Origin of the sequence: Moritella sp. F3, assembly GCF_015082335.1 — a bacterium.
Lineage (GTDB): Bacteria > Pseudomonadota > Gammaproteobacteria > Enterobacterales > Moritellaceae > Moritella.
The window spans coordinates 246,897-263,430 of the sequence record NZ_BLRL01000006.1; the positions used below are offsets into that span (position 1 = coordinate 246,897).

The following is a 16,534-nucleotide window of genomic DNA, read 5'->3' on the forward strand; positions in this document are numbered from 1 at the left end:
TTAACAACCACCCATTAGGGTCATTCAATTAGGTCTCTCATTAAGACCGACTATACAATTAGGTACTCACAATGAATACTCCAATTACGTTTGAAATCATCCAATCGCAATATGAACAAGAACTGGCGCACTGTATGCGTGCCTACCATATCGATTCTTGGAATACCAAACCACAAAAAGTTGGTTTAACTAATCATAAAACTAAATACGGACGGGCAATGACAAATGCTGATGTATTGATTAACAAGGCATTTATAGGCACAAAGTCTTACAATCAACTGAAGAAAACTATCCGACATGAACTCGCTCATTTCGCGGCAGGTCTTAAGCATAGTCATGACAATGTATTTAAGATGTGCTTGATGGTGTTTGATGGTGAAATTTCGGTGCCACAACACGAAATCGATGAAATCGAATCCAATATCTCTTTTAAATGGCAAGTATATGCAAATTTGGAAGATGGTAATCGGATTCATATAGGTGGCGTACATAAAAAGACAAAAACCTATACCAATTACAATCAAAGTGAACGAAAAAATCGAAGTTGTAATGGTGTGAAGGTGAACACCTTTGACTTTGAGTTAACCGTATAACGCTGAACAATTATGGCAATGCATTCTCGCATTGCTTTTTGTGCAAACCAAACCGTCCACTAGGACATATCTACAAGGCATCATCAATGCCTTCTTACAATCAATAGGTAAAACTATGAATATTTCAAACTTCAACTCAATAGAAATCACGACAATAACTAAAGCACTTCAGTTCTTGCAAGCTAACCTTGACCAAGATCTTATCGCTAAATTTGCAGAAGAAGGACACGACATTTTAGCTAATGACTTTTCTCTGCAGCAACTCGAAGCAAAGGTTGAACGTTTAAATGAAGACAAACCAATTCAATCTCTACTTAAAACATCAATTCAAGACTGGCGTCTTGGTCAAGGTTATGAATTGCATGATCTACCAATCGACCAACAGGGAAAATATACACTTGATGTATCTTACGCACCAGAAAGTGGACAGTTATATTTTGCTGTTTATAACGCAAGCTTTGATAGACATGATCTATCCACTACAGGATTAAATGGGATCCTAGAAATCAGAGCTGGATTACCAACGATCTCACTAGGAGTACATCCTGATGAAAACGTTATCCATATTACATCAAATACTTCGAACAGCCTGGCTGTCGTACCAGAGAACAGTAATGATCACGGTAAGTGGGGACCGGTTGATTTTGTCGACCGCAACTTCCCTGGTTACGTTTTTGAGTCGAATGATTCGGAGTGGTTCATGGAAACTCGCACTACGCTTGCTCATGAGGCATTAGATGGATTTGACTTCGGCGATAGAATTGTTGAAGACACGACTCAAAGTTGGGAAATAGGGGGGGCAGCAGGCCTCGACTCACCAGTTTGGAAAAAAGACATTGAATTATTCAACGGTATAGAAACAACGGTCGAAGTCATTTTTAACAAAGATGGTACACATATTACATCTTGTAAAGAGATAACCGAACCCACCACTGTAATTTAGTAATCAAAATCAATTGATGGCGATTCAAGTATAAACAACGCACCTCTTAATGAGGTCACCGTCAATTCAACCAAGGCATTACGCTTTGGTTGTTTTAATTTACCAACCTGTCATTACCTATGACGAACATTAACTCAATATGTCCATTAGGACCCTAGAAGGAAATTCAATCATGAACGCTCTACTAAAACCGTTAGTACATCAGTCAAAGCTATTAAACGAACCGATAGTACCTACACCCGAATTAATTAAAGAGTTCAACATTAGTGCAAAGACATCGATTGCACGTAGCAAACCATCAGCTCCATTAAAGCAGTTACTTGCAGATGGGTTGATTACTGGCAGCGTCCTCAATTATGGCAAGGGAAGGGCTAATAAAGACTCAGAGGCAATCATTGACGCAACAGGTCGATGTATTGATTATGACTTTTGTTACGCGCCATTTCCAGAGCTACTTGGTACCGAGTACGATACAATTTATTGTGGGTACGTAGTTAACACTTTGCCACCAGGCGGAGCACGGGAACACGTTTGGCAGCAAATGGCTAACGCAACAAAAGGTTTTTGCTACGTCGCGGCACGCAGTAATACTGACCGCGGCATCAAAGGCATTCCTCATGAAGACGGAGTCAGAACATCGATCTCAACTTTTCAGCGAGGATACTGTAAAAATGAGCTCATGTCCGAAGCATTGAGTTACTTTAAACATGTTGTTGAGTTAAAAACAAAGGGAGCGTACCGCATGGTTCAGTGCAGCCACTCCCCATTTGACGAAGCCCAGTAATGTAATTTCAATAAACCAGTCGGTAGCAGGCATTTAGACCGACAAGCGCATTATTGCGCTGCCTATATTGTGTAAGCAGTATCAACCTTCCTAGTTTTCACTGGGAAACAACCAACTAGCCCATAGGGCAAGGATCATTCAATGATAAATCCAACAATACGCGGTACCTTTAACCGTTTAACGAATACAGTCAAAATGATTAGCGGTGAAGAAAAAACGTTTCGCAACGCCGAGCTATCAGCAGCAAGCGGCACCCACGCAGAAACCATGCTGAATAAATGGGCGCGGGGTACTGGCCGAATAGGTAACAATGAGTGCATTAAAGTGCACTAAATTAAACTCAGTATCCATCAGCTTTAATGCTGGTGGATGCTCCTTCCAATTATCCAAGAGGACCATCCATGAACAACATAACATCAACAACATTAGAAATTAATTCGCTATCCTTTTCAAATGGTGATGACGAAATTGAAAAGTTGATTGGCACTAAGATGAATGTAGATGAAGATCAGAAAGAACTACTTGATCGGCAATCTGAATGTGAACTTAAAAGCAATGACTTATCAATCGTAGATAATATCGTTATTGCCAAAGTGAAAACTATATTGGAACCACATAATTATGAGGTGAGTACTGATCGTATCTTTGATGCTTGCGAGGGTGCTTGGTCTATTTATGCGACCGGTCCTAATGGGAGTGTTGGTTTTATAGGAGTCACATATCAGTAATGATGATCGTGCATCCGTTTGAAACCAGTGACGCGTGACGACGTCACACTGCTAGCAAGTATCTCAAACTAAATGCCTAATCCTTGGCACACGATTAAAAATAAATTCAATGAATAACACGAAGAATACCGGCTAATTAGCCGGTATTCTTCGTTGTAAATCCTGAACGTGGAATTGGCATAAAAAAAAGGTTTAGAAGTACTCAACAACTGGCCATAAACGAGAAGATTCCAGTAAAATTAAAAATACGTTAGATGTGTATGTAGGATCCTAAAAATAAGATAGTGAGCGTGATGTAGTCACGCTCACTATCTTAATTTACCTGTCTTCTAGGTAACCACTAGGCTGGTGGTCATAAATAACACCATTACCACTAGAATGTTGTTCTGGCTGGCTTGAAAACCCTTTAATGTCTCTTAAGGCTGCATCTATATTCGCAGTTCTCCTATCTGCAGATGTTAAATTTTTAGGACTTACATGTTGGGTTGCCATATTGAGTTCGTTTATACGCGCACAACTATTAAAAAGAAGGTTGAATGGCATACCTTTACTTCTGTAATAATCACTTGCATAAGCTCCATCAACGGCAGATTTTAACCTCTCAATGGAGTTAGTCTTTAATCTTTCAGAAATTAGCCTTAACTGAGACTTATTAGGGACCATTGATGAATGCTTGCAATCTACAACACTTGCATAATAGCCAAATACTTCGACCGCTGATTTCAGGTGAACGGGCACGCCTTTCTGGTCAATGGACGTGCGTGACTTATCAACCATTACTGGGATTTGGTGACCAGGTGAAGATTCAATTTCTTTAGCATGATTCGGAATGGTAAAGAGTTTTTTGAAATGCTCAAAAGTCTTGTCATGGTCAATCCTATTAACATTAGTCAGACCGTACTCATCATAATATCTTGTAATATCCTCAATAGAGATGGATTGTGCGTGCAATATTTTTATATTATCAACCAGTGTTGCTTCTCGAATGTCAAACCAACTTCGGCATGTAGGCTTATAGCGTTCTCTTGTAACGCGGATAAATAAGCCATAATATTCCAGTAATGATAATGAAGAACTCATGATTCGTTAATTTCTAGATTAACAGATTTAAGATCTTTTTGCGCACTGTTCCACTTTTCTCTTGTAGCTTTACTCATCCCTAGAAATTCATTAAACTCCTTGGTCTCATTGGTTACAATGGCAGAAGCATCTAGGTCGAAAACCATTTTTGTCTTCATAATAATCATATGTTCTAAATCAGCAATAACTTCCATTATATTTTCTTTTTTAGCAAGTAATCTTTTCACTTTACTAGATAACATTGCAGTCGGTTTATTAGGTGTTTTCAGAGGAACACCGTTACTTCTTAAAAATGTAGTAACGGTAGCTAATGAACTTCTATCTCTATGCAAAAGACCCTTTGAGTTATAATCCAACAAATCTTTTTCGTACTTAGTCAGAATCAGATAGCAGTCCAGCGCCCAATCAATCGACTCTTCTACATGCTCACTATCATCCAGTTTATATGGTCGTTTAGGTAACCTAGCCCTTACTGGTTTAATAACCATACCACTGTCAATAAGAGATTCGGTTTCGATGTCTGGATTATCCAAAAGTAACAAGCGTTCACGTTTTTTACGCTTAGCTTTGCAAAAAGTAAAGGACATATCATTATGTCCGTTTTTATCTTTAATCTTTATTGCTTCAAATGTTTCAAAGTATTGCAGATGCCTTAAATCGTCAAAGGCCTCGATAATATGTTTATGAATATTACGAGTACGCTGCTGTCTTGAACGGGGGTTTTTTATCCCGTCTAATTCCTGTAAAAACCATAAATCGCGTAGAGTTGAAGCTCTTACATTTAAAGACTTGGCCCTTCCATGTTCATCGGACCCATTTATGCTTTCTAGATATAAATAAACAGAGCGTGCGTAAAATTTATCTATTTGATTAAATTGTCCGACAAGAATTTGTCTAAATGAATCACTGTACCATTCAGCTAAATGTTCATTACACTGAATGATTATCGTATTATTTGAGAAATCGAATCCAATTGAGTTAAAAGCATTATGAGAGATCCATTTATCTGCAGAACCTTCAGAGACGTCACCATCACTGTAAGAAACAGAGATAGTTTGTAATCTCTTTAATGAGTTTGATAATCTAACGCGAGATGATGCGCCTCCATTCAGATCAACATTTATCGATTTGTCCTTAAACTCCGAAAAGGGGATAGACACAATTTCACCAATGTATAACTTATTATCTGCAATACACTGCATGACTTTCGAAAAAATACCAAAATCTGTTTGAACGTTAAGCCCACAAGATTGGATTTCAACAGAAACACCTGATTTCATCTTATGCTTATACTTTATCAATTTGTCATGTTTATAGCTGGAAGCGAATGGGGCGAACATAGCTTTCATTGATAAAGTTGGTACGGGAGTAAGCCCCGTTGAAATGACTCTATCAGATGGTATTATTTCAATTTGATCCATTTCCCTTCCACTCAGTTCCATAGTAATTTGCCTGTTGTCATTGTTTGGATAAATATATTACTCATCAATATCCACAAGAATATTGTTGCTTATGCGCGAACAACCTGTGCATTAGTTCTTTGTGCGTGAACCATGTACGCATTGTAATTTAACTTAATTTTATAATTATCGCAATAATGCGCGACCTACATACGCTTTTATTTCATAATGTGTGGTACCAACCTGTGCTTTTGCCTTGGTAAAAAGTTATTAACGCTACAGTAATAGACTTCTAAAATGTGGATCGGCTGAATTATGAGATTATAAGGTTGATATTCATACGTATATAGGTAAATGTGTTCATTTGTCACGCAAGGTTAATTAAATTCAGTCGAGTTTAATCGAGTTCAGTTCATTTAAAACTTTGATCTACACTTTTGCAGTTATGATCTGCGCTTTTGCAGTTATGACCTGCGCTTTTGCAGTTATGACCTGCGCTTTTGCAATTATCTCCTCAAATTCCAAAGTCAAAACTAACACTTTATTGGCATTTAACTATCCGTTACCAGTAATGTATACAGTACTCTTCACAAAAATCAGGCTATACATCACTTAAAACTTACACTTCTCAGTTATGACCTGCGCTTTTCAGTTATGACCTGCGCTTTTCAGTTATGACCTGCGCTTTTCAGTTATGACCTGCGCTTATTCAGTTATGACCTGCGCTTTTCAGTTATGACCTGCGCTTTTCAGTTATGACCTGCGCTTTTCAGTTATGACCTGCGCTTATTAGTTATAACCTGCGCTTTTCAGTTATGACCTGCGCTTTTCAGTTATGACCTGCGCTTTTCAGTTATGACCTGCGCTTTTCAGTTATGACCTGCGCTTGTCAGTTATGACCTGCGCTTGTTAGTTATGACCTGCGCTTGTCAGTTATGACCTGCGCTTATCAGTTATGACCTGCGCTTGTCAGTTATGACCTGCGCCTGTCAGTTATGACCTGCGCTTTGCTATAGTGATCTGCGTTTTGCTATAGTGATCTGCGCTTAACTATAGTGATCTAATCTTTTACTAATAATGATCTACGCTTACCGGCCTTATGACCTGCGCAATACCCTCTAGTGATCTGCGCTTATGCCGGTTATGATCTGCGCTTATTAGCACATTAACAGCAACGAAACTCAGCTGTATCTCATTGATAATTCTAACTTAAACCCCGTATGTATAAGGATTGTCATTTTACCTATATAGATCTTAGATAGTTTATATGTAGATCTTATAGAGATCTTTAGTTAAAGATCCACAAGAGTGTATTTATTCATAGCTAGTTTGTATTATTGAAATTCAGCCAATCAACATATCAACAACCACAAATGCAATACTTCAGAGGTACATATTATATATTGAGGTAATTATGACATTAGTGAAAATATACGGATTAGTGACAGAGAACAAAGTAAATAAAATCAGTCGCTATGATGTATTAATAGAATCTGAATTTAAAACACAAAGAATAACTCAATCTTTTCAGCACACGTCATCCAATAGAACACTTCTGAGAGGGTTTATTGCTGCCGTCGACACGTTGACAACCCCTTGCACCGTTAAGCTCGTCAGCGTCACCTCATTGAACTTCGACTCTAAAGATAAATCCGTAGATGGGAATCTAATCAAGCTGCTAATAGAGAAGTTGGAACAAAAAAATTGTAGCTGGAAGGAAGTCATCCGCTGGGGAAAAACCAAAGCAATGCAAAATCATATTGAAAATACAAAATGCATCTCGTAATAAACAAATCAGCATCATGAAAGTCTCAAATCATGAATAACTTAATTCCCAAATCTCAAAATTCAGCCATTCCACAAATCTGAATATATACGTGTCATTATGATCGTACAAACTTAACATATTAGGAATATCAATAATGAAATTTAGCCTAGTTCCGCAAATCGGAGCCATGTTATTGCTAGTGACAACTACGGTTGCAGCTCAGACTGTGGAAATAAAATCGGGTACCTATGGCCCCAAATGGGCTAATGATGTACATGGTGAACAATCAGTTAAAGAATTAAGAAAACAAATAGTCGAATTACAGGCTGAAGTTAATCAATATCAAACTGTGTTTAATGACCTTGGTGACAAGCTTACTTCAAAGCTGACATCAATAACACATACGTTAGATACTAGAAGTAGCGCTATTAACTATATCGAAAGTAAAAATGGGGAGCAGTATGCAGAAATCATCCCTGGTTCTTTTAAAACTCAATTGTATTCACTAGCTGACCGAATGGGTATTAAGACTATTCGATGGTTCAATGTTCCAGAATGTGTTGATTGGATGATCGACTCAACGTATCAAATTGACGTAAGCGACCGTGAATCAGCAATCGGTGAATTCATCGAAGGTTATAATCTTTCTCACCATGTTTTTGATAAAGATAACTCACTAAATGTGACCTCTCTTCAACATCTGGAGGGATGTCAATGATTAATAATAAACACAAACTCGCACTATCCATTGTTATAGCTATAACTACGACTGGGTGCGCGAATAACGTCAGTAGCGGTAAGTATTCAGACCAAACAACAATTAACAGTTTGGCTGCTAATAACACATCCCTCAACGTCAGCTATATCCAGAACTCAGAAATAGGTTATGAAAAAACTCATTTAGATTCTGGTGATGTTAACGTTCAAACACCTTACATGGTCAACGATCAAAACCAGCCTGAAGAATTATATGAATTGGCTGGTCTAGATACGCCAGTTGTAAATAATAGTTCAGTAGTTGCTAATCATACATACAATGATCTGGCTAAAACTAGTGCTGAATCAGATGCAATCACTAAAAACACAGTAACAGTATTATCTCCAAAGGTAATGCTAACTAAAAATGTTGCTAGTAATAAGTCTAATAATTCAAGACCACGAACTTATGGTACTTCTAGTGTATCAGCGCTCTCATCTAAATCCAAAGTCGTGGCTGCACCTGATAAAGTAATGTCAGCTGAAGATAAGATTAGATCTCTAACGATTAACCCCTTTGATTACCAACACACACCTGAATTTTCATATTTAACTTTGAATAAAAAAACAGACCGTGTCTGGATGAGCATCGATGACGATAAAGTTAAAGAGTATTTATTAGATAAAGAATGGCGACTGGATCCAGAGTTTGAAACTGAGTCAGAAAAACCAGTCAAACCCATAGCAAAGGTACATTTTAAAGTTATAAAAGGTTCATTAAAAGAAAATTTAGAAGCACTACTTTCGGCTACAAAAAGTACTGAATTAGTTTATAGCGCTTCGCTTAATCATTATTTTTATAATGACTTTGAGCTAGAAGAGGATTCGGTACTAAAAGTCATAGACCGCATCATTGAACCATTTAAAACGCCCCATCAAGTGGTCGGAATGGCATATGTAAATGATATTTTACGTGCATACTCAAAAAATAATTAAAGGAAATAATGATGCGCTCTAAACTGAAAGCAATACCACTTGTCATTGCAATGGTGATTTCTGGGTGTTCTTTGTATACCCAACCAGATAAAACGTATGAGATGGCAAAAGAGAACCTTACTGAAGCGACTGACCTTCGAAATCAGCTGCCAGCATACAAAAATATTGAAATCAACAGTGGAATTTACATTGAAGCGATATCAAGTTCTGAGGCAAACCGTGAGAGTTGGTATTTTGAAAAGGAAGATATTAATTTTAGACAAACCCAATTTGATATTGTACTTCAAAACGTTTTCGCTGAAACAAATATCAACTTTAAATATATTGACGGCATTGACCGTACTCGACTAATTTCCGTAAATCACGATGGTACATTAGGTGAATCTCTAAAGATTATTGGCGACGCTGCCGGTTATAGCTTTACCCTTAATGCCAATACTGTGACATGGAGTAAATATGAAACGCAAACATTTGATCTTGCAATGTTCCCTGGTATTGAAACATTTGGTGTAGGTAAAGGTGGCGGTAATGTTGATTACAACAGTGATACATCTGTAACGGGTAGTTCTATTATCTCTTCTGTAGATGAATTTGTTCATACTTCGGGTGAGCTTGACGTATATCAAGATTTAAGGAAATCAATTCCATTACTACTATCTAAAGAAGGCAAATTTGAATTAAATCCAGCTACAACATCACTTTTAGTGAAAGACTTCCCAACTAATGTAAGCAAAGTTAAAAAGTACATTGGCGACCAGAATGAGATGTTAACACGCCAAGTGGCTGTAGATCTTACTGTGATAGATGTGCAGTTTGATGATGAAACTTCTCTTGGTCTTGATTGGGATCTTGTTATAAAAAATCTTGGTCAACATGCGGTTGATGTCAGTATGGGAAGTGGTTTTACTACTGGAGCTGGGACCCTTGGTGGTGTTGCCCCAATGATCATTGATAGTACAGTTGGTTCGGGTAAATTCACTGGCACTCAAATGTTAATTTCAGCATTGCAATCACAAGGTTCAGTGAGTAAGAAAACATACCCTCGTACCATCTCGCTTAATAACCGAGTAACTAAATTACGTTCGATACAGCGTACTAATTATATCCGTGAGCAAACTACAACAAATACAATTAACGTAGGGTCGGAATCCAGTATTGAACAGGGAACTGTATCTTCAGGCTTTTCTATGTATTTGTTACCGAAAATATACAGAGAAGACGTAATAATGCGACTTACTACCAATATTTCAACTCTTATTTCTATTGAAAAGAAAGGAACTACAGGGGAAGAAGCCAGCTCTGGTTCACAGGTATATATTGAATCACCGACAGTTGCAGATAAGGATTTTGATCAATCCATTATCATTCGTTCAGGCCGTACCTTGTTGATTGCAGGTTTATCTACAGTAGTAACTCAAAGTAGTAACCAGAATGCTGGTCATGACGCTCTGGGTATGAAAAAAACTTCAAGCAAGCAGCGTGTTGAAACAATTATTGCGATTACTCCTACCATTTTACGTGGTGTGAGAGGCTAGCATGTTTAACTTGAATGATTTATGGGTAATTAATCCACTTATTACACGAATTGTAGCACCTAAGAGTATTCAAGTGATTAAGCGTCATCTGAACAACTTAGACAAAGGGCTAAACAAATTTCACGTTATAAAAAAACATGGTAAAGACATTGTCACTTCAAGTGGGCAGTCTTCAGGGTATTTATTGAGTGAGTGTGTTGATCATGAAATTAGAAACGTACATGAAGTAGCTGAATTTGCTTTCATTGAACAGAAAGAAAATGAAGTTTATTGCTTGATAATAAAACAAAATGAAGTGGCTTTAGAAGTAAAGTCTGTTGAATCATATATTCATATGAACGCTCTTTCATTAATTATAAAGCTACAAAAGAAAAGTGATGGGGAAGTTGATGTGTCATTCCCAGTATTTCTCGCTGGTGAAGTATCGAAATCTTTACTTAATGGAATTGAAAATACTGAATGTACAGCATTACGAATTGAATCGATCCAGCTACCAATTGATGATAACGATACCACTAGACTTCAATTGACGCAAAATGCACCTTTACCAAAAATTATTAATTCTAATAAGCAGTATATTGCTGGTGGTTTGATTGCTCTTTTGATTGTCGGTTCTTTCTTTTTAGGTGATAAAGAAAAAGAAGAAGTAAAGGTAATTAAAGTGCCAGAGTCCCCATTTAAAGTCCTTAATAAAATTTTAACTCGTTCAGGTGTAAGTGTGAAAGGGCGTATGATTCAGACTTATGTCAATCTCAATGTAATTAACGAAATTGAGGCTGAAGGGTGGTCATTAGAATCGGTCAAGCTGAATTCTGATTCTACACATATCACGTTAAAACATGATGGTGGGTCATATGAACGATTAATATCAGTTGCAAATAAAAACAATTTTTTGGTTAAAAAATCTGGTGATAGACAGATACTTGCAACGAATACCATTAATGCAGTAATTATGCGTAGACCTACATTAATTCCTTTAGATCAAACCTTAACATATATCGAACAAGGTATTTCAAACTGGTTACCAAGTGTGAGCGTAGAGGCTGATAACAGTCGTCTCTCCAATCAAAAATGGAAAGAAACATTTCTCTTACTTAAATATAAGAACTGGGGCGTTAACGATTTCGATACTCTGGGATCTATCACAAATGGTCATCCAATTTCATTTGATAACGGGACTATTAACCATAATGAAGACGGTTATAACGGCGTGATAACACTAATTATATACGGAAATTAAAGGAGTTTTAAATGGCTACGAGTAAAAAGAATAAGAAAACACCCATAATCCAAATCGTTATGGTAGTTCTAATTTCGGTTGTAATTATCTGGCAAGTAAGTGATTTATTTACATCTGACGTGAGCGAAGGTGCTCAATTACCGGTGTCACAGGACCAAGATAAGCAAAATGTAAGTACAGAAGATAAATCATCTGTTGCTGCAATACCAATTCGTATGAATTCAGCTCCCGATTATGATGACATACTTATGGCCGCGACCATCTACAAACAAGCAATAAATCAAACAGAGGCTAAACACTTCATTCGCTTAAAGATGAGTGAACGTAGCTTAGCACTATCAGCAAAAATAATTAAAACACAAAGAGAAATGGCAGAAGACTCATTTAAACTTGCAGAATTTAAAAAACGTAAAGGTGACCTGAGTAATGACCCTGAAGACACAACTGATAGTACATCTGAATTTGTTTCAAATAACGAATATCCTGCACCAATTTTATCTACAGACCAGATACAAGGTCCTATCGATGAAATGAAAGTAGGTGTTATTCAAGTTAAAGGGTGGTCGGGTTCAGGACGTATAACAATGACCAATGATGGGAAATATGCAAACAACATCCGATTAAGCCAAGTGTTATGGGGAAGATATTTAGTTAAAGAGATCAATGCGGAACTGAAATGCGTGAACCTTTTTGATGAAAAAGCTTCTATTAAAATTCCAATGATTTGTTTCAACTAGTGAGTGTATGATGGAAGCTACAACAATGCGTGAAACTCAGTTCAATTCAATACAATTACAGCAGAAAACGCCAAACATTCAACTCATTGAAACAATCAAAGACTTTGCAAGTCGAGGGTTCAACTTTGTTCATTACAAAGATGGAACGTTTGTCGTCTCTGAACATGAGTATCGTGAAAAACCAGAAGAGTTTAATGCTCTTAGGCTTATCCTTGACTCTAATGGGGCATCAATAGCCAATTTTGGGTTTAGTGATCTCGATACAATTTCAGGTGAAATCAATCGAGCAAAGAAAATCGATTCTGAATCTTCAATGGAAGATTTAGATGAGTCTGAAGCTCAACAGCACGCTGAAGATATTATAAGTTATGCTATTAAAAATAAATGTTCAGACGTTCATTTATTTCTTAGAAACCCTCAAACAGAAGTACGTTATAACCGTTACGGTAAGGCAGTTAGGGCCGGTACTGGTGGTCAATCTTATGATGAATTGAAGCGTATGACCGCGCGTTTATTTAACTGGGCTGGTGCAAATAACAGTCAGGACGACTTTAATGAGATGAGCATCCAAGATACGACATTAACCATGAAGATTAAACTGGATAATCAAATGGTTGAAACTCGGTTACGAATTGAAAAATCGCCTCTTGAAACAAAGGGCGATATGAAAATTGTTATTCGTGTTAGTCCTGCTGTGCAATCTAAAAGTTTAAAAAACATGAATATTGCTCCACCGAGCGAAAAATTATTCAGCGACATAATGAAAAAGCCAAATGGTATGATCGTTGTCTCTGGTCCTACTGGTAGTGGTAAGACAACATTGCTCCACGCTTTGTTACATGAAATCCCTAAAACAGCATTTTGTTCAACAATCGAAGATCCGGTGGAGTTACTTGCGAATTACAACCCTCTTATCTCACAACACAATTTGATGCAGGACCTCGGTTACAATAAGCAGTTGCGTTCATTGCTGCGACAAGATCCTAATGTAATAGCCATTGGTGAAATGCGTGATGAAGAAACAGCTAGATCTTCAATCAGAGCATCGTTAACGGGTCATTTAATTATTACTACCATTCATACCAACAACAGCCTTGGGATACCCTCTCGCCTTAATGATATGGGAGTAAAGTATAATGAATTAGCATTACCTGATGTTCTAAGTCTGCTTATTGCTGTTCGTTTAACGCCAACTCTTTGTCGTGATTGCTCAACACCTTTGTCAAACCATAAAGAAATGGGCGAGCTAATAAAGACTAGGCCATTGGCAAACATAAATTCAATTCGAATTAAAAGTGCTAGAGGCTGCTCTAAATGTGTCAGTGGCGTTACTGGTCGTGAGAGTCTAATTGAGTTTATTGTCATTAATGATGAGTTCAGAGATTATTTAAGGTTGGGTGATATGGATGGCGCAAAAAAACTATTGAAGACAAGAGGGTGGAAATCATTACAGGATCTTGCGTGGGACAAAATTAATAGTGGCCAACTTGACCCACAAGATGCAGAAATGACGATTAAAGACATTTTATTTGATTCCACTCAATCGTTTCATTATACAGATTTTTATCAAAATGAATTGATACCGGAGGGCTAGTATGATTGAACAAATAACATCTTTTTTTCAAAAATCAGAAAAATCAAATAATATAAATGACAATATTAATTTTTTTAAGCAACTTCAATTTAGAATACTATTTACGAACAATAGGCAATTTGACTTTCTAGATAATTATCTTGCATTGAAAGGTGTCGGTGAGAAACAAATGCCGGATAAAAATGTAATTTCAGGTATTAAAGAAGTTTACTCTGAAACGGTAAGTGAGCATTGTCTTGAAGTTTATATGTGTGACTTTATTGAAGATGTACTTAAGAATGGCGGGAACATGGCTGAAGCACTAGAGCCATTTCTAGATCCAAAAATAATAATGGCTTTTAGAGCGACGTACTCAGTCGGTAAAACAACTTATGGCATAAAACAAGTAATAAAGAACATCAAAGGGCAGGCTGAACTGCGTAAATCGTTCAGGAAAAGCATACAGAGTGGACTTATGTTCTTTTTCGCTGGCATAACGGTTGTAACGGTTGTATCTAGCCAGTTCTTACCAATGTTGCTAGGCATGGTCGATGAGTCGAACGTGGACGGATTGACTCTTTTCTATAAAGACCTTGGTATTTTTATCGATAATAACCTCTTTAAAATAATGATTGGTTTGGTTCTTTGCGTGATATCTTACATCATTTCTCTGCCTATCTGGGTTGGCCCTTCACGATCAGCAGCAGACAGTTTATTCCTTTACTCTATTTATCAAAGTTTTGCGGCTAATCAGTTTTTTAACATGTTAACGTTATTAAAAACTGGGAGCCTTAGTTTACGTCAATCACTGGAGACAATCCTCGAGGACTCAACACCTTATATGGAATATCACATTGAACAAATGCTAGATATGACGCGTACTGGCTCGACGGATCTTGAGCAGTTAAACACCGGTTTACTACCCCCACGTCTACAAGTACGTTTGAAAATAGCTGGTATGCAAAATGGCTCTATGGACTCTGTATTCGAACTGATAGCTGAAACTGCTAGTTCAGATGTAACCAAGAAACTGAACTTGATTGCCGCAAACATTAAATTTTGGTTGATGATTACAGGAATTTCGATGTTAGCTATGTCTGTGATGGTTATTCTTAACATTCTTCTTGGTGTTGCAATGAACTAAGAATTTGAAAATTCAGCCGATCAACATTAAGCCACTAAAGCTTGATAAGATTAACTTTAGATTACATCACTAATGACTCAACCAAAGTATAGGAACTTAATATGAATGCAACAGGACTCTTGAATTTACCACAAAATGATGATGAACACTTCAACAAGCTGCAGCGAGGTTTTACCGCAATTGAAACCTTCATCGTGCTGGGCGTTATAATATTGATTGCAATCGGTGTCGCGAAAAATATAGGTCCGATGCAAGTTGAATACAAAGTTTACCAAATAACCAATCAGGCCAGCACTATTCACGCTGGAGCTAGCTCATGGGCTGGTGGTGGTGTTTACACTGGTGTTTCAATGGCTTTATTGAAGGATGACTATATTCCATCAGACTTTGTGGATGGGAAAGGTATAAACCCTTACAATGGTGACGTAACTGCAACAGCAAATACTGACCCGTACAATCTAGATATTACATTTCTTAAAATTAAAAATGATGCTGGTGTCCGAACTGTAAAAAAATATGGTTCAACTTATGCTAGTTATGATAAAGCAACAAAAACTCTTGTTCTTACAATGCAAGGTTAAGTTAATTATGAAAAGCACTTACTTTTTTAGATCTAAAGGTATGATTTCACTCAACATCGTAATACTTTTGGGAATATTGACGTCAATGCTTATTATGGCAGGAAGGTCTGTTGCTTTTTATAAAAAAATATCGCAAGAAGAGCGGGTTGTTGAAAACCTTGCTCTTATTTACCCAGCCTTTTATGACTATTTCTACACTGAATGCTCATTATCTTCGACGCATTCTGTAAGCAACCCCACGCTTGCAACATTGACGTCGATGGGTTATTTGAATATGCAGCCATCTATTGTAGATAATCCCATTGGAAGCACTTTTGTTTTATCTATTCATCGGCTGACTGGTGTTCCAACAAATTTAAGATTAACAACTACATTTACAACGACTAAGCGTGCAAAACGAATTGCAAAGCGAATTTCGGTAGGAGAGGCAACATTTATATCACCTGCAACAATACAATGGGATCTTTCTTCCATTAAATATAGAAACACTATCGATGCTAATAGTGATTCTTATTTGGATGATAAGTGTAAATAGAAATTTTTTACTATTACTCAATATAATTTGATGGGTAATAGTTAAGAATCGTTAGCTCATGACATTTAATTCTGCATTTCAAGCCGCTGGCTTTCATTGTACTGCTTTCGAAGAATTAGTTGATCTTCAATACAGGTGTAATTTAACAACTCAAGGACTTGAAATGAGAAAATACTCCCTCATAGCGGCAGGGATAATGCT

16 protein-coding genes are annotated in these 16,534 nt (G+C 37.1%); 14 read left to right on the top strand and 2 right to left on the bottom strand.

The genetic code is table 11. The features are described 5' to 3' along the window. Positions 1 to 71: 71 nt before the first annotated feature. The 5 genes from JFU56_RS13000 to JFU56_RS13020 all read left to right on the top strand — a co-directional run bounded on the left by JFU56_RS13000 (position 72) and on the right by JFU56_RS13020 (position 3,048). Complete coding sequence (locus tag JFU56_RS13000; protein WP_198437728.1) at positions 72 to 593, top strand: hypothetical protein; 522 nt, start codon at positions 72 to 74, stop codon at positions 591 to 593. A gap of 115 nt (positions 594 to 708) precedes the next feature. Further along, positions 709 to 1,536, top strand: a complete 828-nt coding sequence (locus JFU56_RS13005) for a hypothetical protein (RefSeq protein WP_198437729.1) — start codon at positions 709 to 711, stop codon at positions 1,534 to 1,536. A 172-nt stretch (positions 1,537 to 1,708) separates the two neighbouring features. After that, positions 1,709 to 2,320 (top strand): hypothetical protein, encoded by a 612-nt coding sequence (locus JFU56_RS13010; RefSeq protein WP_242065955.1) that lies wholly within the window; start codon positions 1,709 to 1,711, stop codon positions 2,318 to 2,320. A gap of 141 nt (positions 2,321 to 2,461) precedes the next feature. Continuing rightward, complete coding sequence (locus JFU56_RS13015; protein WP_198437730.1) at positions 2,462 to 2,653, top strand: hypothetical protein; 192 nt, start codon at positions 2,462 to 2,464, stop codon at positions 2,651 to 2,653. A 68-nt stretch (positions 2,654 to 2,721) separates the two neighbouring features. Next, positions 2,722 to 3,048 carry a hypothetical protein gene (locus JFU56_RS13020; protein ID WP_198437731.1) on the top strand — a complete coding sequence of 109 codons (327 nt, stop codon included), beginning with the start codon at positions 2,722 to 2,724 and terminating at the stop codon, positions 3,046 to 3,048. 318 nt (positions 3,049 to 3,366) lie between these two features. Here JFU56_RS13020 and JFU56_RS13025 read toward each other — a convergent pair whose 3' ends face one another. Continuing rightward, positions 3,367 to 4,128, bottom strand: coding sequence for a hypothetical protein (locus tag JFU56_RS13025; protein ID WP_198437732.1), 762 nt, complete (start codon positions 4,126 to 4,128; stop codon positions 3,367 to 3,369). Then, complete coding sequence (locus JFU56_RS13030; protein WP_198437733.1) at positions 4,125 to 5,549, bottom strand: hypothetical protein; 1,425 nt, start codon at positions 5,547 to 5,549, stop codon at positions 4,125 to 4,127. Before JFU56_RS13030 ends, JFU56_RS13025 begins: the two co-directional genes overlap by 4 nt. A 1,901-nt stretch (positions 5,550 to 7,450) precedes the next feature. Between JFU56_RS13030 and JFU56_RS13035 the strand changes: the two genes are divergently transcribed. The 9 genes from JFU56_RS13035 (at position 7,451) to JFU56_RS13075 (ending at position 16,333) form a co-directional block, all read left to right on the top strand. Then, positions 7,451 to 8,014, top strand: a complete 564-nt coding sequence (locus tag JFU56_RS13035; RefSeq protein ID WP_198437734.1) for a hypothetical protein — start codon at positions 7,451 to 7,453, stop codon at positions 8,012 to 8,014. Then, positions 8,011 to 8,988: a hypothetical protein gene (locus tag JFU56_RS13040; RefSeq protein ID WP_198437735.1), complete on the top strand. Its 978-nt coding sequence runs from the start codon at positions 8,011 to 8,013 to the stop codon at positions 8,986 to 8,988. Before JFU56_RS13035 ends, JFU56_RS13040 begins: the two co-directional genes overlap by 4 nt. An 8-nt stretch (positions 8,989 to 8,996) precedes the next feature. Then, positions 8,997 to 10,523 (top strand): hypothetical protein, encoded by a 1,527-nt coding sequence (locus JFU56_RS13045; RefSeq protein ID WP_198437736.1) that lies wholly within the window; start codon positions 8,997 to 8,999, stop codon positions 10,521 to 10,523. A 1-nt stretch (position 10,524) separates the two neighbouring features. Beyond that, positions 10,525 to 11,763, top strand: coding sequence for a hypothetical protein (locus tag JFU56_RS13050; RefSeq protein WP_198437737.1), 1,239 nt, complete (start codon positions 10,525 to 10,527; stop codon positions 11,761 to 11,763). An 11-nt stretch (positions 11,764 to 11,774) separates the two neighbouring features. Continuing rightward, a complete protein-coding gene (locus JFU56_RS13055; protein WP_198437738.1) occupies positions 11,775 to 12,500 on the top strand; it encodes a hypothetical protein in 726 nt (241 codons plus the stop codon). A 7-nt stretch (positions 12,501 to 12,507) separates the two neighbouring features. After that, entirely contained in the window at positions 12,508 to 14,094 is a 1,587-nt protein-coding gene (locus JFU56_RS13060) for a GspE/PulE family protein (protein WP_198437739.1), read from the top strand. Between the two features lies 1 nt (position 14,095). Then, positions 14,096 to 15,217 (top strand): type II secretion system F family protein, encoded by a 1,122-nt coding sequence (locus JFU56_RS13065; protein ID WP_198437740.1) that lies wholly within the window; start codon positions 14,096 to 14,098, stop codon positions 15,215 to 15,217. A 101-nt stretch (positions 15,218 to 15,318) separates the two neighbouring features. Beyond that, the gene (locus JFU56_RS13070; RefSeq protein ID WP_198437741.1) at positions 15,319 to 15,798 is read left to right on the top strand and encodes a hypothetical protein; all 480 of its coding nucleotides are present in this window, start codon (positions 15,319 to 15,321) and stop codon (positions 15,796 to 15,798) included. A gap of 7 nt (positions 15,799 to 15,805) precedes the next feature. Then, positions 15,806 to 16,333 carry a hypothetical protein gene (locus JFU56_RS13075; RefSeq protein ID WP_198437742.1) on the top strand — a complete coding sequence of 176 codons (528 nt, stop codon included), beginning with the start codon at positions 15,806 to 15,808 and terminating at the stop codon, positions 16,331 to 16,333. Positions 16,334 to 16,534: the final 201 nt, after the last annotated feature.